The organism is Mesobacillus boroniphilus, from assembly GCF_018424685.1.
Lineage (GTDB): Bacteria > Bacillota > Bacilli > Bacillales > Cytobacillaceae > Mesobacillus > Mesobacillus boroniphilus_A.
In genome coordinates this window covers 532,466-548,110 of sequence record NZ_QTKX01000002.1, presented here as the reverse complement: position 1 = coordinate 548,110, position 15,645 = coordinate 532,466, and the positions used below count along the sequence as shown (strand labels likewise).

The window sequence follows — 15,645 nt, the reverse complement described above, 5'->3', positions numbered from 1 at the left end:
AGTACTTAAATTATAGTTGAGTTTTCTTGGATTTTCCATTTATTTCATGACCACTCTTTTTGGAATTTATACTTAGTTGATAAAAAATGATGATCAAGCTTTGCGAAAACAGGTAGATCGGAAAGGACCAGTACATTTTATAGCCTTTGTCAAAATGGAACAGGCCGACCTTGAGGCCAACCCATTCCATCGCCATTGAAAAGGATGACCATAAAAGGATATAAGGAATAATTTTAAGCCTTTTAATGTTCCATTTTACGTAAAAATAAAGAAAGAAATATCCATAAGGACCGTACATCACATAGCTAAGAAAATCGATGAACTGATAGGATGAATTGTCGTTGACGTCATAATAATCCCAGGGCTTGATTGAGAGGGTATGGTCATAAAACAAGCCTATGTAGATGCCGAAAATATAATATCCAAAACTCTCAAGCTTGCTGAAAATTTTTGGGGCGAACCAAATCGCGAGGTTCATGACGATGATGCTGATGATCACGAACCATTCATTTTCATTAAACGCATGATCATAAACTTTCATTTTGTTCATTCTCCATTGTCTGTATGAATGATACCAGCTTTAAAACAGCTACCGCCGAGAGCAGGAAGCCGGCATTCAATAAAATCGTATAGAAAAAGTTCCACTTAACATATGTGAGGATATGAAATAGCACAGTCAACTCATGAATGCTAACCATTACTACCAGTGAAATCAAGAAGATTACTGTTCTATAAAGCGGCGAGTGGGCGCGCACATAATAGTTGGCAAAAAGCACGGTTAACATCGGAGTCAGCACGTCCCGGCAAAGGAGCATACAAACGAACAACCAATGATCCTCGGTCATTTTTAAAAGTTTCCATTCCAGCGCAAAAAGCGTCACGCATTGGCGCGTAATGATCGCAACCACCATGAAGACCAGCGCGTTTTGCAGGAAATTCAGCGGTTTTTGCAGATGATAGGCAAAATGAAGCAGCAAGATTGTAATTGTGAAATATATCGAGAGAACCATATTAACATCCTTAATTAAAATTCATTTTTTCACTCCTTACTTTGTCCATCTTCAAGCATACTAACCATTTGAATTAAAATAAGCATACAGCCGGAACTGTATGCTTGTGGTCAATAATTATTGGCGCAGGCCGACATGTTTTCTTTTGTAGTTTGTGGGTGGCAGTGTGATTCTGGGTCTGGAGCTTTTTCGAGTGCCATCCATTTTCCTCTTTTGAACTGAATAGCGAGGACAACTGCACGGAATGCGATATCAATGCCTATGGCGATCCAGACACCTGCAAGGCCCCAGCCCAGCTTGATTCCCAGGACATAGACTAGCACAGTCCGTACAGCCCACATCCCGAATCCTGTCAGGTACATCGGGAACTTGGTGTTATTTGCACCCTGGAAGGCACCTGTCAGCACCATCAATACGGCAAGGAATGGCTGGAAAACCCCTGAGATTTTCAATGCTGTACCGATATTGTCAATGACCTGCTGATCCTCGGTAAAAAAGCTGCCGGCCCAATCGCCGAGGAAGAAAAGCAAGGCTCCAAGCACGGTCATCAAACCAACCGTGAGATAAGTGGATAATCTGGCATAATGCTTTGCTTCTTCCAGCTTTCCTGCTCCTATTTGCTGGCCGACGAGAATCGTCGCCGCTGTCGCAAAACCGTAACCAATCATATAGGAAAACACTTCGACATTGCCAGCAATCTGATGGGCGGCGAATGCGCTGGTCCCGAGGGCAACGACGAAACCGAAGTATACGATTTGTCCCGCGCGCATGACCAGCCTCTCACCAGCTGCTGGTGCTCCCAGGGTTGTCAGCTCCATCAAATGAGTCTTGTCAATACTCCAGTAATCCTTGCGAAATGCAAGTGTTTCTGTACGATTCACATAGTAAAATAATGCCATGCTGCCAATCAGCCGTGAGAATACCGTTGCCAATGCCGCTCCGACAATACCCATTTCCGGTATGAACAAAAAACCGAAAATAAGGACGTAATCCAAAATCGCATTCACGATATTGATGACAATACTGACCTTCATCGGTGCTTTTGTATCGCCTGCCCCGCGAAGGATGGCACTCAATACAAACATGAAGCTCATAACAATTGACGGAATACCGACAATCCTGAAATAAAGGGCGCCGGCCTCAAGCACCTCTGCTTCGATGCCCATCAGTTTAAGCAGAGGTTCGGCAAATATTAAAGTGATGATGCCCGTCAATATGCCAAAAACAGCTGCGAGCACAATCGATTGCTGAGAGATATGCCTTGCTTTTTCCGGCAGGTTCGCACCGAGAAAGTTCGCAATCCTGACATTGGCTGCTACCCCAATTGCCATGAATAATGCGAAATAGATGGCGAGTACGGCATTGGTCACCCCTACCGCCGAAACTTCGGCCAGGCCGATCTTTGAAACAAAGTAAGTATCAACAAAGCCTAGTATGGTCTGAAAAAAATTCTCGATGACTTCAGGGATTGCCAGCACAATAATGATTTTCAGCCGCCCTTTGTTCGTTTGCGGCATATTGATTTTCCCTTCAGTAACTTGATCCTTCAACTTCCAGCCTCCTTTACTGAGGAACTAAAACAAAAGCACACTATAACAGTGTGCAATTGTTTTTAGTATGGCTTACTCTTGGACCTCTATGACAAAAGGAACGGTATAGAGCTTGCCTTTATACTTGAACTGCCCCCAAATCTTGTACAATCCAACACTAGGGAAACTTGTCATATACTCTACTTTTGGTCCTTTGGTGTTCTCGTCCGCTGGATGGACATGAAGGAATTCATTCATGTCCTCGCTGACAATCACCACATGTCCCGCAGAACCAAGATAAGGCTCCAGTTCAGTAACTGGTTCTCCTGACTCATCGCTGAGCGCAAAAATCAACTTTATATGTTCATCCACTCTTGCTTCGGGAAGGATAAGCTCGATTTCAAGGTCGTCTACTTTCTTTTTCAGAACTTTATCTGCATTGACCTCATCAATGGATTCCTGTCCGGTAACTACAAGCTCATGCGATGCCAGCTGTTGATTCGCACCTTCTGGCAGGAAGTCTGCGTACAGTTTATATCTCCCTGCCTTTTGGAAAATCGTTTTGATTTGGAATCTGCCCTTCCCGAGGTAATCGGGATGAAGATGCTTGAACACAGATAAACCCCTTTTAATGGCCAGGAGGTGCATTTCTTTTTCATGGACAGCGGAAAAAATCTCGACAGGCTTGCCGGATGCATCCTTGATATCAAGAAATATGTCTGTTTCCTGATTGCTTTGGATTGGTTCCGGGTTTGAGCTCCACTCAACCTTGACTTTGGCAGCATTAACCTCACCTGAAAGCTGGCCGTGGCCGTGATGGCCGGCGTGACCAGCGTTCGAACTCTGCATGTTATGCGGCTGATGATGAGCACTGGTGTCATGTGTAGTTACCCCGGCCTGCCTGCTTTCTCCGGTTAAGCTATCTTGCTGTGAGTGGCTGTGACGGGTCCCACTGCCACGTTCCTCCGGTTCACGATTCATCTTTTCAACCTCCCAACTATAAGGTTATTCTTCCATCATATGGCTGAAATGATCCACTACTTTCTTTTGTTCTTCCGGCGTACCGAGTGGTGTTACGTCCGCTTCATGTTCCTTAAGGAATTCGGTGATCATGTTCAGCAGCTGCACTTGCTGGAGGGCCATGTCAACATGGGTTTGCTTGACCTTTGGGTCCTTCATTTTCAATGCTGAAACGAAATTATCTTTTGCCATTGCCTCTGTAGAAGCCTTTATCTCCATGGCGATATGCTTGTCCATCTTCTCTGTTCCTCTAGTAGTCGTTTCCAATTGATCTTCCGGAATCTCATCAAAGCCAGGCAGTTTCTCAAATTCGCTTTTATCAGGATCAAGCATGTCCATCATGATGCGCACATGGCTTCTCATGATTCCTACTTTTTTATTAAGCAACTCCAGTAATTTTTCATCCTTTGCTTCTTTTGCTAAAAGCTTTACTTTCATAATCATGCCGTCATGAGCTGGTAAGTGTGTCGTAATCAATCCTAAATCTGATGCTGGAAGTAACATATAAGATTCCTCCTCATATTTTAAAGTTCAAATTATCTCTACCACTATCAGGAACAGTTAAACTCCACAAAAAATGCATATTCAGCTGATATGGTATCAATTGTTTGCATATAGAAAATGGCGCTTATAAAATACAGGCTGAGGTATATAGAATGTAACCACGGCATGTTGTGAAAAATAATAAAGACATCAGAGGAGGCGCAAAATGAAAAAGGTTGGAATTGCAGCAATTATCATTCTTGTTTTAGTCATAGGCGGTGGCTGGCTTTTCATGAGGATGATGGGCGGCGGCACAGGAGGCAATATGCCAGGCCAAGGCGGAGGCATGATGAACGGCGGCGGTATGGGAAATGGCGGCATGATGGGCGGAGGTTCCGGCTCGGTCGAGGATATGAAGAACGACTCTTTTACCGAGGGAGAAAAGCCCCTTCCGATTCCGCCAATCCTTGAAGACGAGAATCCTGACCCAGACAAAGCAGAGTTCACTCTTGTATCGCAAAAAGGATCAATGGAGTTTTTAGAAGGGAAAGAAACAGACACGTTTGGGTACAATGGGGATTATTTAGGGCCGGTCATTCGCGTCAAAAAGGGCGATGATGTCTCCATTAAGGTGAAAAATGAACTTGATGAAGCCACAACGGTACACTGGCATGGCCTAGAGGTCGATGGCGAGGATGATGGCGGACCTCATTCCGGAATCCAGCCAGGCAAAACCTGGAATCCACAGTTCACGATTGAACAAAATGCCGCAACATTATGGTATCATCCCCACCTGCTTCATGAAACAGGAGAACATGTTTATAAAGGGCTTGCTGGTTTATTTTTAATCGATGATGAAGAAAGCGAAAAACTGGACTTGCCAGATGAATATGGCGTCAATGATATCCCGCTGGTCGTCCAGGATAAACAGCTCGATGAAAATGGACAGTTTGATTATGATTTGAGCATGCACGATGTGATGATGGGCCTTCAGGGGGACACCATCATGGTCAATGGAGCCATTAATCCTTATGTCGAGGTTCCAAAAGGCAAGGTCCGCTTCAGGCTGTTGAACGGCTCGAATGCACGAATCTATCAATTCGCACTAAGCAATGGACAGGAATTTTACCAGATCGGTACAGATGGCGGACTTCTGGAAGAACCGGTAAAGCTGAATAGCCTTATTTTAAGTTCTGCAGAGCGAGCGGAATTGATTGTAGATTTTTCCGATTATGAAGAGGGTGAAAGGGTCGAACTGACTGACCAGGGCACTTCTTTTATGAAATTCGTCGTTACTGGTGAAGAAAAAGGACCTGAGGAAATCCCTTCCAAGTTGGTGGACATTCCGGAAGTGAACGAATCAATGGCTGCAAGAACCAGGGAGTTTGTCATGTCTGGAATGGGCCGCAATGTCACTATCAATGGCAAACAGATGGACATGGACCGGATTGACGAGCAGCTCAAGCTTCATGATACCGAGATATGGGAAATTTCGAACGAAGGCATGGGAATGATGGGCAATAACATGGGAATGGCTCACCCCTTCCACGGACACGGTACCCAATTCCTGATCCTCGACCGGGATGGCAATCCGCCGCCGCCAAACGAACGCGGATGGAAGGATACGATTTTGGTCGCACCAGGTGAAAAAGTACGTGCGATTGCCACGTTCGATCATAAAGGATTGTTCATGTACCACTGCCATATCCTTGAGCATGAGGATGCCGGGATGATGGGACAGTTTAATGTAGAATAAATCCGTGTCCGAAGCCGGTATCACTTCGGACAAAATCTAGAGAAAGTGCTGTGACTTTGCCCGAACATGGCTTGACTTCGGACAAAATCTAGAGGTAATGCTGTGACTTTGTCCGAACACAGCTTGACTTCGGACAAAATCTAGAGGTAATGCTGTGACTTTGTCCGAACATGGCATCACTTCGGACAAAATCTAGAGGTAATGCTGTTACTTTGTCCGAACATGGCATCACTTCGGACAAAATCTAGAGAAAGTGCTGTTACTTTGTCCGAACATGGCATCACTTCGGACAAAATCTAGAGGCAATGCTGTGACTTTGTCCGAACATGGCATCACTTCGGACAAAATCTAGAGAAAGTGCTGTGACTTTGTCCGAACATGGCTTGACTTCGGACAAAATCTAGAGGAAATGCTATGACTTTGTCCGAACATGGCTTGACTTCGGACAAAATCTAGAGGAAATGCTATGACTTTGTCCGAACATGGCATCACTTCGGACAAAATCTAGAGGCAATGCTGTGACTTTGTCCGAACATGGCTTGACTTCGGACAAAATCTAGAGAAAGTGCTGTTACTTTGTCCGAACATGGCATCACTTCGGACAAAATCTAGAGGAAATGCTATGACTTTGTCCGAACATGGCTTGACTTCGGACAAAATCTAGAGGAAATGCTGTGACTTTGTCCGAACATGGCTTGACTTCGGACAAAATCTAGAGGAAATGCTATGACTTTGTCCGAACCCGGCATCACTTCGGACAAAATCTAGAGAAAGTGCTGTGACTTTGTCCGAACATGGCATCACTTCGGACAAAATCTAGAGAAAGTGCTGTGACTTTGTCCGAACATGGCTTGACTTCGGACAAAATCTAGAGGGAAATGCTGTGACTTTGTCCGAACATGGCTTGACTTCGGACAAAATCTAGAGGAAATGCTGTGACTTTGTCCGAACATGGCATCACTTCGGACAAAATCTAGAGGCAATGCTGTGACTTTGTCCGAACATGGCTTGACTTCGGACAAAATCATGAGGAAAAGGCGAAACTCTGGTCTGAAATCGTATTTAAGCTCCGGTTTTGTAAATGGGTTCTTTTTTCAATGAAAAAAGCATAGGTTCATGGCCTATGCTAGTTTTTATGTTAATATCCCCTAATTTAATAGATCAATTAACGCGTCTTTTCCGAAGCGATTAATGAATTTATGCATTTGCTCACGCTTTTTCCCTTGCTCGCTATATATTTCGATAAGCCTATCAACCTTTTGATAGAGTTCATCCGGGCTAAGCTGTTCGAATAGCAAGCTGCCAGCCGCAGCGTCCTGGCCCTTTGATTTTCCGCCCGCATACAGATTGTATCCGTCCTTCACTTTCATGATGCCGATGTCGTTGATCAGTGGTTCGCCGCAGCCAACCGGGCAGCCGGTATAGGCGGGTTTGAGGGTGAAAGGCACAGCTTTGCCGGCAATCCTTTTGTTGAGTTCGATTGCCACTGGCATACCTTCCTCCTCCGCTCCTTTGCAAAAATTACATGTGCGGAGGCTTTTCACAAAGCTCCCTACTGGATAACAGCTGAGTCCAGCCTGTTCAAATTCAGCTATTGCCTCATCTTTACGACTTTCCGGAATTTCGATATACAGTTGCTGAAACGTTGTCAGCTCCAGTTCCTGATCATCTTCCAGATATTTTGCCAGGACGAGCAGTTGTTTGGCATTCAGCTTGGAGCCAAAATCTATGCCGCCATTAACAGCCAGCTTTATTGTCTTTTCTGTCGCTTCCAATTTAAGTATAGTCTCCCTTCACCTTATTTTCGTGAAAATTCAAAATTAATTCTATCATATCGTAAAAAAATGAAGAATTCGTGCAGATTTCCCTCGAATGGCATTTCTATAAAATTCCTATCAAAATTTTTGCAGAGTTCCCCTCTTCTATGTCAAACATAAAGTAAAAATAGTTGAATAATCTTTCAGATACGCTAAAATGATATCGGGTTTCGTTATTGAGTTTCGATATCAAAGAAAGAAGGAATTTTTCATGGAGGATAAAGTTCTCAGGAAACTTTTTCTCGGATTCATCCAGATACATATTTTGCATCACGCCAAGGAACAGCCGATTTTTGGGTTGTGGATGCTGGAAGAGCTTAAAGAACATGGCTACAGTTTGAGCGCTGGCACTCTATATCCGATTCTGCACAGTATGGAATCAGACGGCTTGCTTATAAAAGAAGAAAGAAATGTCGAGGGTAAAATCCGCAAATACTATCGGACAACGGATAAAGGGAATAGCGTGCTTGAGGAAGCCCAATTGAAGGCGTATGAACTATTCAAGGAAATCAAAGATTGATTGGAGGGATAGAATGTTTGAATTGAAGAATGTCAGAGTGAACGGTATTTTACAAATCGAGCAGCTGAAAATTCCGGAAAATCAATTTACCTGTATCCTTGGACCAAGCGGAAGCGGCAAATCAACGCTGTTGAGGCTTTTGAATGATCTGTCCAGTCCTGACGAAGGGGAGATTTTTTTCAAAAACAAGCTCATCAATGAAATCGAACCGCTACAGCTCAGAAGAACGGTTGTAATGTTGTCACAGGCGCCAGTCATCTTTGATGGCAGCATTGAAGATAATTTGCAAATCGGCCTTACTTTTTCCGAAAAAAAAGCAGCTGAAGTGCCTGAAATGGAATCGATGTTAAAGCTGTTTATGCTGGATAAAAAGCTCAGCGAAGATGCAGAACACTTATCCGGAGGCGAAAAGCAGCGGCTTTCCTGGGCAAGGACCATGCTGCTTGATCCCGAAGTATTTTTGCTGGACGAGCCGACCTCCGCGCTGGATGAGGAAACAGCCCGTACTGTGTTAACAAGGTTTTATGAATATTCAAAGCAAAATGCAAAAACAGTCATCATGATCACCCATTCGAGAGAGCTTGCCGAGCTTGTCTCCGAGAATACGATAGACATGTCGCAATATTCCATTGAAAGCGGGGTGGGCTGATGGATGATGTGATGGATCTATCCTTTTTACAGCTTGCTGCAGCATATATCTTCATCCTGATTTTGATCGTCATTGTCAGGGTTCGCAGGATTCCGCGGGAAAAAGAAATCCTCCTGGCAACTGTGCGGATGTCCCTCCAGCTTGTCCTGGTCGGGTACCTGCTCGTCTATCTTTTCGATAATCCGAATCCCTTTTATACATTAGTGATCATCGCCATCATGCAAATATTTGCGATCTATAATGTCTACAAACGGACGAAGCATCCGCTTGGCGTCGGGATGAAAAAGCACATCGCCTATGCAATGGCCATTGGCATCCTGACGAGCTTATTCTTTTTCATTCTGGTTGTCCTGGATGTCACGCCATGGTATGAGCCTCGTTATTTCATCCCGATTGCCGGGATGATCATCGGGAATTCGATGACCGGTGTTTCGCTAGGAGTGAATCATTTGATCTCGGGATTTTCATCGCGCAGGGCTGAGATTGAAGGAGCCCTGATGCTTGGCGCCGCTCCAAAGGATGCCGCCAAAAAGGTCGTCAACGAGGCATTTGACTCAGCGATGCTGCCGACGATTAACTCGATGGTCGGAATGGGAATCATATTCTTGCCAGGAATGATGACGGGACAAATACTATCTGGCACTTCCCCAATCGTTGCCGTTGAATACCAGATTGCCATTATGCTCGGGATTGTCGGAAGCGTGTCACTGACAGTGATTTTGTATTTGCAGATGGCCTATAAATCTTTTTTTAATGAGCGTTTTCAATTAGTTATGAAGGAGTTAAAGAAATGACAGAGAAAAAAAGTATTACGCTCCAATCATTGCTGGAGATATTGATGGTTTCCACCAGGCTCGGCCTGACATCTTTTGGCGGCCCTGTCGCCCACCTTGGATATTTCCATGAGGAATATGTCCGCCGCAGAAAGTGGATGGATGAAGAAAGTTATGCAGATTTGGTGGCATTATGCCAGTTCCTGCCCGGACCCGCAAGCAGCCAGGTCGGTATCGGTGTAGGGCTGATGCGCGGCGGATTGCTGGGCGGATTGTTTGCCTTTCTAGGTTTTACGCTGCCTTCTGTTCTTGCACTTATTTTATTTGCGATGATCCTGAAAGGTTTCGATATCGGGGATGCAGGCTGGGTTCACGGGCTGAAAATCGTTGCTGTCGCTGTTGTTGCCCATGCTATTTTAGGAATGGCACAAAAACTGACTCCAGATTTGCCGAGGAAGACGATTGCTTTAGTCGCGCTGGCAGTAACTTTGCTGTGGCAAACCGCGTTCACGCAAATCGGTGTCATTATTATCGCTGGAATTTTGGGATATGTTTTATTCAGGTCCCATACTGTCGCAGATGATAAAAGGATGACTTTCTCGATTTCCAAAGGCGTAGGATATGTCAGCCTGGCACTGTTTTTCGGATTGCTGATCTTATTGCCTATTTTACGAGAAGCGACTTCATTGAACTGGATTGCGATGTTTGACAGCTTTTACCGCTCAGGTTCGCTTGTATTTGGCGGCGGCCATGTTGTCCTGCCGCTGTTGGAGCGTGAATTCGTGCCAACAGGCTGGCTGAGTGAAGAAGCCTTCCTTGCAGGTTACGGCGCTGCCCAGGCGGTTCCTGGCCCATTGTTCACGTTCGCCGCTTATATCGGAGCGATCATCAATGGCTGGCAAGGTGGTTTGCTCGCGACTGCTGCAATCTTCCTGCCGGCGTTCCTGCTGATCCTTGGGACGCTTCCTTTCTGGGATGCATTGAGACGAAACAGCAAAATCAGCCGAGCTTTGATGGGCGTCAATGCAGCAGTCGTAGGGATTTTGATTGCGGCGTTTTACTATCCTATTTGGACGAGTTCCATTCTGGCACCGATCGATTTCGTCTTTGCCGCCGTTCTGTTCAGCATGCTCGTGTATTGGAAGCTTGCTCCATGGATTGTCGTTGTTACCGGAGCTGTCGGGGGATTGGTTTTGTATATGATTTTTTAAAATAAACCGGGCGTTTGTCTGGTTTTTTTGCTGTTTTACCAGTAAATATTTAAATAAGCACTTTTAATTCGTTTCAGATTCACGCTAAAGTGGTTTTATTGGCGAAAATATGATTTATTCGACCACATTTTTGAATATATTGGCGGATTTTCTATTATTTCGACCACTTTTTCGAATATATCGACCACTTTTACAAATATATCGACCAAGTGGAACATACATACCAGCAAAAAATAATAGTTCAGAGTAAAAGAGAACCTTGACCACTCACGGTCAAGGTTCTTTTTATCATTCAAATGTTCCTTTCACCAACGGAACTCTATTTTCTACCATAACCTTGCCCATTGCGATGACCGTATCAATTTCCAGGTTTTCATCTAGCAGCACCAGGTCTGCGTCACGCCCTGTTTCAATCCGCCCTTTTTGCAAAAGCTTTAAAACCGCAGCAGGATTTGCGGTAATCACACGGATAGCCGTTTCGAGCGGAATCCCCTCCGCTAAAATGGCTTCCTTAACCGCATCGTACAAAGATGAAACCTGGCCAATTTGCAGGCCGATCAATTCGCCATTTACATCGAAATCTGGCAGGCTAGCCTGTCCGTCGGAAGTAAAAGTAATCTGGCTGATATCCACTCCGGCCTCCAGCACCCTTTTCAATGCGGCACTGCATTTCACTTCGCCTTCCTCTAAAAACTTTGGAATGGAACTGGTTGTGAAATCGACCCATCCGCCCTTCTTCGCATATTCAATCCCGGCTTCAAACAGATGTGGATTGCGATTAATATGGGTCGGGTAAAATTGCCTGATCGGGATATCGGTATTTTCAACCACCTGCTCGATCAGCTTCAAATGGTCCAGACTGTCACCGACATGGATATTGACGATGCCGCTTTTACCGGAAAGCATACCGCCAATCCTTGCATCCGAAGCGATTTTGGCCAATTCCTCGGCTGTTGGCTGCGATGAACGATGGTCTGCTATCGCGATTTCACCGGCGCCGATTATTTTATCGATTAAAATGATATCATCCTCAATTTTGCCGGTAAGCGTTTTAACAGGGACCTGATAGGAACCTGTCTGAACATAGGTGGTAATCCCTTCTTCCTCAAGCGAGCGGGCCTTGGCAATCAGGCTTGGCATCGTTCGTGTCGTGCCATCTGTGCCAAGCACACCGACAAGAGTCGTAATTCCGGCAGTCGTAGCCTGAGTCAGTTGAATCTCTGGCGTCCTCGTGCGAAACCCGCCTTCCCCGCCTCCGCCAATCAGGTGTACGTGGGAATCGATGAATCCCGGTACGACCTTCTTCCCTGTCGCATCAATGACCTTTATTTCTACGAAGTTTTCAGGAAACTCGATTTCCTCCTTTATGAAGCCAATTTTCTGATCCACAATTAAAAGATCCTTTTTCCCAAGATAATCGGGGGCAAAAACCTCTCCATTTTTTATCAGCGTTAGCATTTGAATTCCTCCATTTTTTCCGAGCAATGTATCCTTATTATAAATTAAATAGACAGAATAACTTGACACTTTTTTATTATCATACTATAATTTCAAAAAACATTTTAATAAGTTGAAGCGTTGAAGAGAGTCTATTAAGCCGGTCTCCCTGTTAATAGAGAATCAGTGGATGGTGGAAACTGATACAAAGGCCAGGTGAATTTCGTTCTTGGAGCTTTCCCTTGATAAAGGTCTATTTTTGTACAGATCCTTAATAGGGCGGTTTTTTGCCGTTATCATGAAACTTGAGCGGGAAGCGTTTGTTGCTTCCAAATAGGGTGGTACCGCGTGTTCAGCCACGTCCCTATCCAGATTGATGGATAGCGGCGTGGCTTTTTATTTTGCCCGGACATCAATCATTTCAGCTGAAATAGAGAGCAAAAGGGAGACTACACATGGAGAAAGAACAATGGTCATCAAAAATTGGGTTCATCCTTGCCGCTGCCGGTTCGGCAATTGGCATAGGAGCAATCTGGAAGCTGCCTTATGTAACCGGCGTCAGCGGCGGCGGGGCATTTTTCCTGATGTTTATCTTGTTTTCATTATTCATTGGCTTGCCACTATTGCTTGCGGAGTTTGTCATCGGTCGCAGTACTGGCAAGGAAGCGATCCGCGCCTATTTGGAAATCGCGCCTAAAAGTAAATGGTATTTGATTGGGATACTCGGTGTCGTCACTAGCTTTGTGCTGCTCAGCTTTTACAGTGTTGTCGGCGGCTGGATCAGCCTGTATTTTGTAAAAGGACTGGCTGGCGGAGTAATAGAAGAAGGAGCTAATTATGGGGAATTGTTCGGACAGACGATCAGCAGTGCATGGAGCGTGCTCGCTGCACAAGCTGCCTTCTTATTGATTACGATTATTGTTGTGGCCAGAGGAATTCAATCCGGGATTGAAAAAGCGAGCAAAGTGCTGATGCCGGCATTGTTCCTTCTGTTTATCATCTTGATCATTCGCTCATTGACGCTTGAAAACGCGCTTGATGGAGTGAGGTTTTTCCTCGAGCCTGATTTTTCAAGCATCACTTCGGAAAGCATCTTGTTCGCGATGGGGCAATCTTTCTTCTCTTTGAGCATCGGCGTATCAGTGATGGTGACATACAGCTCGTACCTGCCGAAAAAAGGCAGCATCGTCCAGCCCGCCCTGTCGGTTGTAGGGATGAATTTATTTATCGCGCTGCTTGCCGGGCTGGCGATCTTCCCTGCTGTTTTCTCGCTCGGATTTGAACCAGCGGAAGGTCCGGGACTGCTGTTTGTTGTCCTCCCTGCTGTTTTTGAACAAATGGTTTTCGGTGAGCTGTTCCTGCTTCTGTTTTTGGCATTATTCCTATTTGCGACACTGACATCCGCCTTCTCAATGCTTGAGATTGTTGTAGCAACACTCGCAAAAGGTAACCAAAAAAAGCGGCCACAATTTGCATGGATTGCAGGAGGCTTGATTTTCCTGCTTGGCATCCCTTCTGCCCTATCATTCGGGGCGATGGCGGAAGCAACGATTTTTGGGAAGAATATTTTTGATACAGCTGATTTCCTTGTAAGCAACATCCTGATGCCGCTCGGAGTGCTGCTGATTTCGATATTTGTTCCGTTAAAAATCAAGAAGGAAGTATTGCGCCAGGAGCTGCTGCAGCACTCAAAAAGCGGCAGCCTTCTCTTTAACCTCTGGTACAATGTGATGAGATTCATCGTGCCGGTCTTCATTATTATAGTGTTTCTTGATTCATTGGGAGTTTTATAACTATTCAAATGGGGAGCTGACTTTTTTGTCAGCTCCCTTTTTCATGCAATCACTAAAACTATCATCCGTATAATTTTTTCCATTAAGGCAGAAGATATTGAGTAGATGACTGCATCGGAGGGATTTTTGATGTTCTTCAAGAAAAAGAAAGGCGAAGTCGACAAAAGGATGAATCAAAAAAACCTCGACGACAAGGAGCTAATCCCTGTAAATAAGGATGATTTCATCCAAAAAATGAAGGAGCGCCTTCACGATAGTGCGGATTTAAATATCAAGGAACTCCCTAATGGCTTTACACTTATTTACTTTGATACTTTGACAGATAAGAGGATGATGAATGAAGATGTTCTCGCTCGTCTCGAAGATGCTCAAGCATCCCCAGACGAAGCATTTAAGCATATAACAGTTTCAAGTACCTCTAAACATAAATATGTAGATGATGTGGTTGATTCAATGTTGCATGGAGCAGTGGCGGTTCATTCGCCAGGCCACCCCGTCATCATCAGCGCAATGGTTGGTACCCAGGAAAACCGATCATTGACACGCCCGGAAAATGAGTCACAGGTTTTAGGGCCGCAAATCGCCTTCAATGAGAGCATGGCGACGAACATTTCCCTTATCCGAAGGTATTTAACCAACCCGAATGTTTGCAATGAAAGCTTCACAGTAGGAAAACAAACACGTTCTGGGGTGTCACTTCTCTATATGAAAGGACTTGCTGATGAAGAGATGGTTGACAGGATGCGGGAAAGAATCAAGAACATTCAAATTGACAGCATTCTTGATAGTTCGATCCTGGTCCAGTTGATCGAGGATAATTCACTGGCCATTTTTCCGCAAATGCTGATGACAGAAAGGCCAGACCGTGCCTGTGCATGGCTGCTCAATGGAAAACTGGTTGTCCTCGTAGACGGAAGTGTACAAGTCATAGGGGCGCCCCATTCTTTCATTGAATTTTTCCAAAGCATGGAAGATCAGAGTGTACGCTGGCAAATCGCTACCTTCCTTCGCGGATTGAGGATTTTTTCGATGGTTGTGTCCATTTTTTTTACGCCGATTTATGTTGCCTCATTAACGTTCCATTACGAAATCATCCCTCAGACATTGCTCATCCCTTTGGGTGAATCAAGGTCAAAGGTTCCCTTCCCTCCTATCATTGAGGCATTGTTGTTAGAGACGATGATTGAGCTCTTGAGGGAAGCTGGAGCCCGCTTGCCTACAAAAGTCGGCCAAACGATGGGTATCGTAGGCGGTATAGTGGTTGGAACCGCTGCAGTTGACGCTGGCTTCACCAGTAACATCTTGATTATCATCATCGCCGTAAGTGCACTTGCTTCTTTTACGACTCCAAATTATATGATGGGCAATGTCATCAGGATTCTGCGCTTCCCGTTAATTGCCCTTGCAGGATTTTGGGGTTTTTATGGACTTATGGTCGGCTTCTGTTTCCTTTTGATTCACCTACTCAGACAATCCAGCTTGGGAAGCCCTTTTTTGGCGCCATTTTATCCACCGCGGTTTGCCGATTGGCGGGACAGCATTGTCCGTCTGCCTATTGGTTGGACAAATACAAGACCAGCACAGTCAAGGCCAGAGGACAAACAGAAATACGACGCTCGCAAATCTGATAAAAAGTAAAGTTGTGGT

The 15,645-nt window shown here is 45.0% G+C and carries 14 protein-coding genes and 1 other annotated feature; of the genes, 7 read left to right on the top strand and 7 right to left on the bottom strand.

Annotation, left to right across the window (positions count from 1 at the left end):
- Nucleotides 1-10 precede the first annotated feature (10 nt).
- From DYI25_RS15465 to DYI25_RS15445, 5 genes are all read right to left on the bottom strand, one after another.
- Entirely contained in the window at nucleotides 11-541 is a 531-nt protein-coding gene (locus tag DYI25_RS15465; RefSeq protein ID WP_213370480.1) for a hypothetical protein, read from the bottom strand.
- Entirely contained in the window at nucleotides 528-1,010 is a 483-nt protein-coding gene (locus DYI25_RS15460; protein WP_213370479.1) for a hypothetical protein, read from the bottom strand. Before DYI25_RS15460 ends, DYI25_RS15465 begins: the two co-directional genes overlap by 14 nt.
- Before the next feature lie 110 nt (nucleotides 1,011-1,120).
- Entirely contained in the window at nucleotides 1,121-2,527 is a 1,407-nt protein-coding gene (locus tag DYI25_RS15455) for an MATE family efflux transporter (RefSeq protein ID WP_213371246.1), read from the bottom strand.
- A 105-nt stretch (nucleotides 2,528-2,632) separates the two neighbouring features.
- Complete coding sequence (locus DYI25_RS15450; RefSeq protein WP_249745471.1) at nucleotides 2,633-3,520, bottom strand: hypothetical protein; 888 nt, start codon at nucleotides 3,518-3,520, stop codon at nucleotides 2,633-2,635.
- A gap of 24 nt (nucleotides 3,521-3,544) precedes the next feature.
- Nucleotides 3,545-4,063, bottom strand: coding sequence for a hypothetical protein (locus tag DYI25_RS15445; RefSeq protein ID WP_213370477.1), 519 nt, complete (start codon nucleotides 4,061-4,063; stop codon nucleotides 3,545-3,547).
- 205 nt (nucleotides 4,064-4,268) lie between these two features.
- Between DYI25_RS15445 and DYI25_RS15440 the strand changes: the two genes are divergently transcribed.
- Nucleotides 4,269-5,798 carry a multicopper oxidase family protein gene (locus tag DYI25_RS15440; RefSeq protein WP_249745470.1) on the top strand — a complete coding sequence of 510 codons (1,530 nt, stop codon included), beginning with the start codon at nucleotides 4,269-4,271 and terminating at the stop codon, nucleotides 5,796-5,798.
- Nucleotides 5,799-6,946: 1,148 nt separating this feature from the next.
- On the opposite strand, the gene DYI25_RS15435 is transcribed toward DYI25_RS15440, so the two are convergent.
- Complete coding sequence (locus DYI25_RS15435) at nucleotides 6,947-7,573, bottom strand: nitrite reductase (protein WP_213370475.1); 627 nt, start codon at nucleotides 7,571-7,573, stop codon at nucleotides 6,947-6,949.
- A gap of 253 nt (nucleotides 7,574-7,826) precedes the next feature.
- On the opposite strand from DYI25_RS15435, the gene DYI25_RS15430 reads away from it, so the two are divergent.
- Genes DYI25_RS15430 through chrA form a run of 4 tightly spaced genes read left to right on the top strand, consistent with a single transcriptional unit; the run spans nucleotide 7,827 to nucleotide 10,768 of the window.
- Nucleotides 7,827-8,135, top strand: a complete 309-nt coding sequence (locus DYI25_RS15430) for a PadR family transcriptional regulator (protein ID WP_213370473.1) — start codon at nucleotides 7,827-7,829, stop codon at nucleotides 8,133-8,135.
- Nucleotides 8,136-8,148: 13 nt separating this feature from the next.
- Nucleotides 8,149-8,784: an ABC transporter ATP-binding protein gene (locus DYI25_RS15425; protein WP_213370471.1), complete on the top strand. Its 636-nt coding sequence runs from the start codon at nucleotides 8,149-8,151 to the stop codon at nucleotides 8,782-8,784.
- Entirely contained in the window at nucleotides 8,784-9,578 is a 795-nt protein-coding gene (locus tag DYI25_RS15420; protein ID WP_213370469.1) for an ABC transporter permease, read from the top strand. Before DYI25_RS15425 ends, DYI25_RS15420 begins: the two co-directional genes overlap by 1 nt.
- Nucleotides 9,575-10,768, top strand: a complete 1,194-nt coding sequence (gene chrA, locus DYI25_RS15415) for a chromate efflux transporter (RefSeq protein WP_213370467.1) — start codon at nucleotides 9,575-9,577, stop codon at nucleotides 10,766-10,768. Before DYI25_RS15420 ends, chrA begins: the two co-directional genes overlap by 4 nt.
- 288 nt (nucleotides 10,769-11,056) lie before the next feature.
- On the opposite strand, the gene iadA is transcribed toward chrA, so the two are convergent.
- Nucleotides 11,057-12,226: a beta-aspartyl-peptidase gene (gene iadA / locus DYI25_RS15410; RefSeq protein ID WP_213370465.1), complete on the bottom strand. Its 1,170-nt coding sequence runs from the start codon at nucleotides 12,224-12,226 to the stop codon at nucleotides 11,057-11,059.
- A gap of 111 nt (nucleotides 12,227-12,337) precedes the next feature.
- Nucleotides 12,338-12,574 (top strand) — a binding site (T-box leader).
- An 86-nt stretch (nucleotides 12,575-12,660) separates the two neighbouring features.
- On the opposite strand from iadA, the gene DYI25_RS15405 reads away from it, so the two are divergent.
- Both DYI25_RS15405 and DYI25_RS15400 read left to right on the top strand, forming a co-directional pair.
- Nucleotides 12,661-13,998: a sodium-dependent transporter gene (locus tag DYI25_RS15405; protein ID WP_213370463.1), complete on the top strand. Its 1,338-nt coding sequence runs from the start codon at nucleotides 12,661-12,663 to the stop codon at nucleotides 13,996-13,998.
- 129 nt (nucleotides 13,999-14,127) lie between these two features.
- On the top strand, nucleotides 14,128-15,636 hold the full coding sequence (locus DYI25_RS15400; RefSeq protein ID WP_249745469.1) for a spore germination protein: 1,509 nt from the start codon (nucleotides 14,128-14,130) through the stop codon (nucleotides 15,634-15,636).
- Nucleotides 15,637-15,645 lie beyond the last annotated feature (9 nt).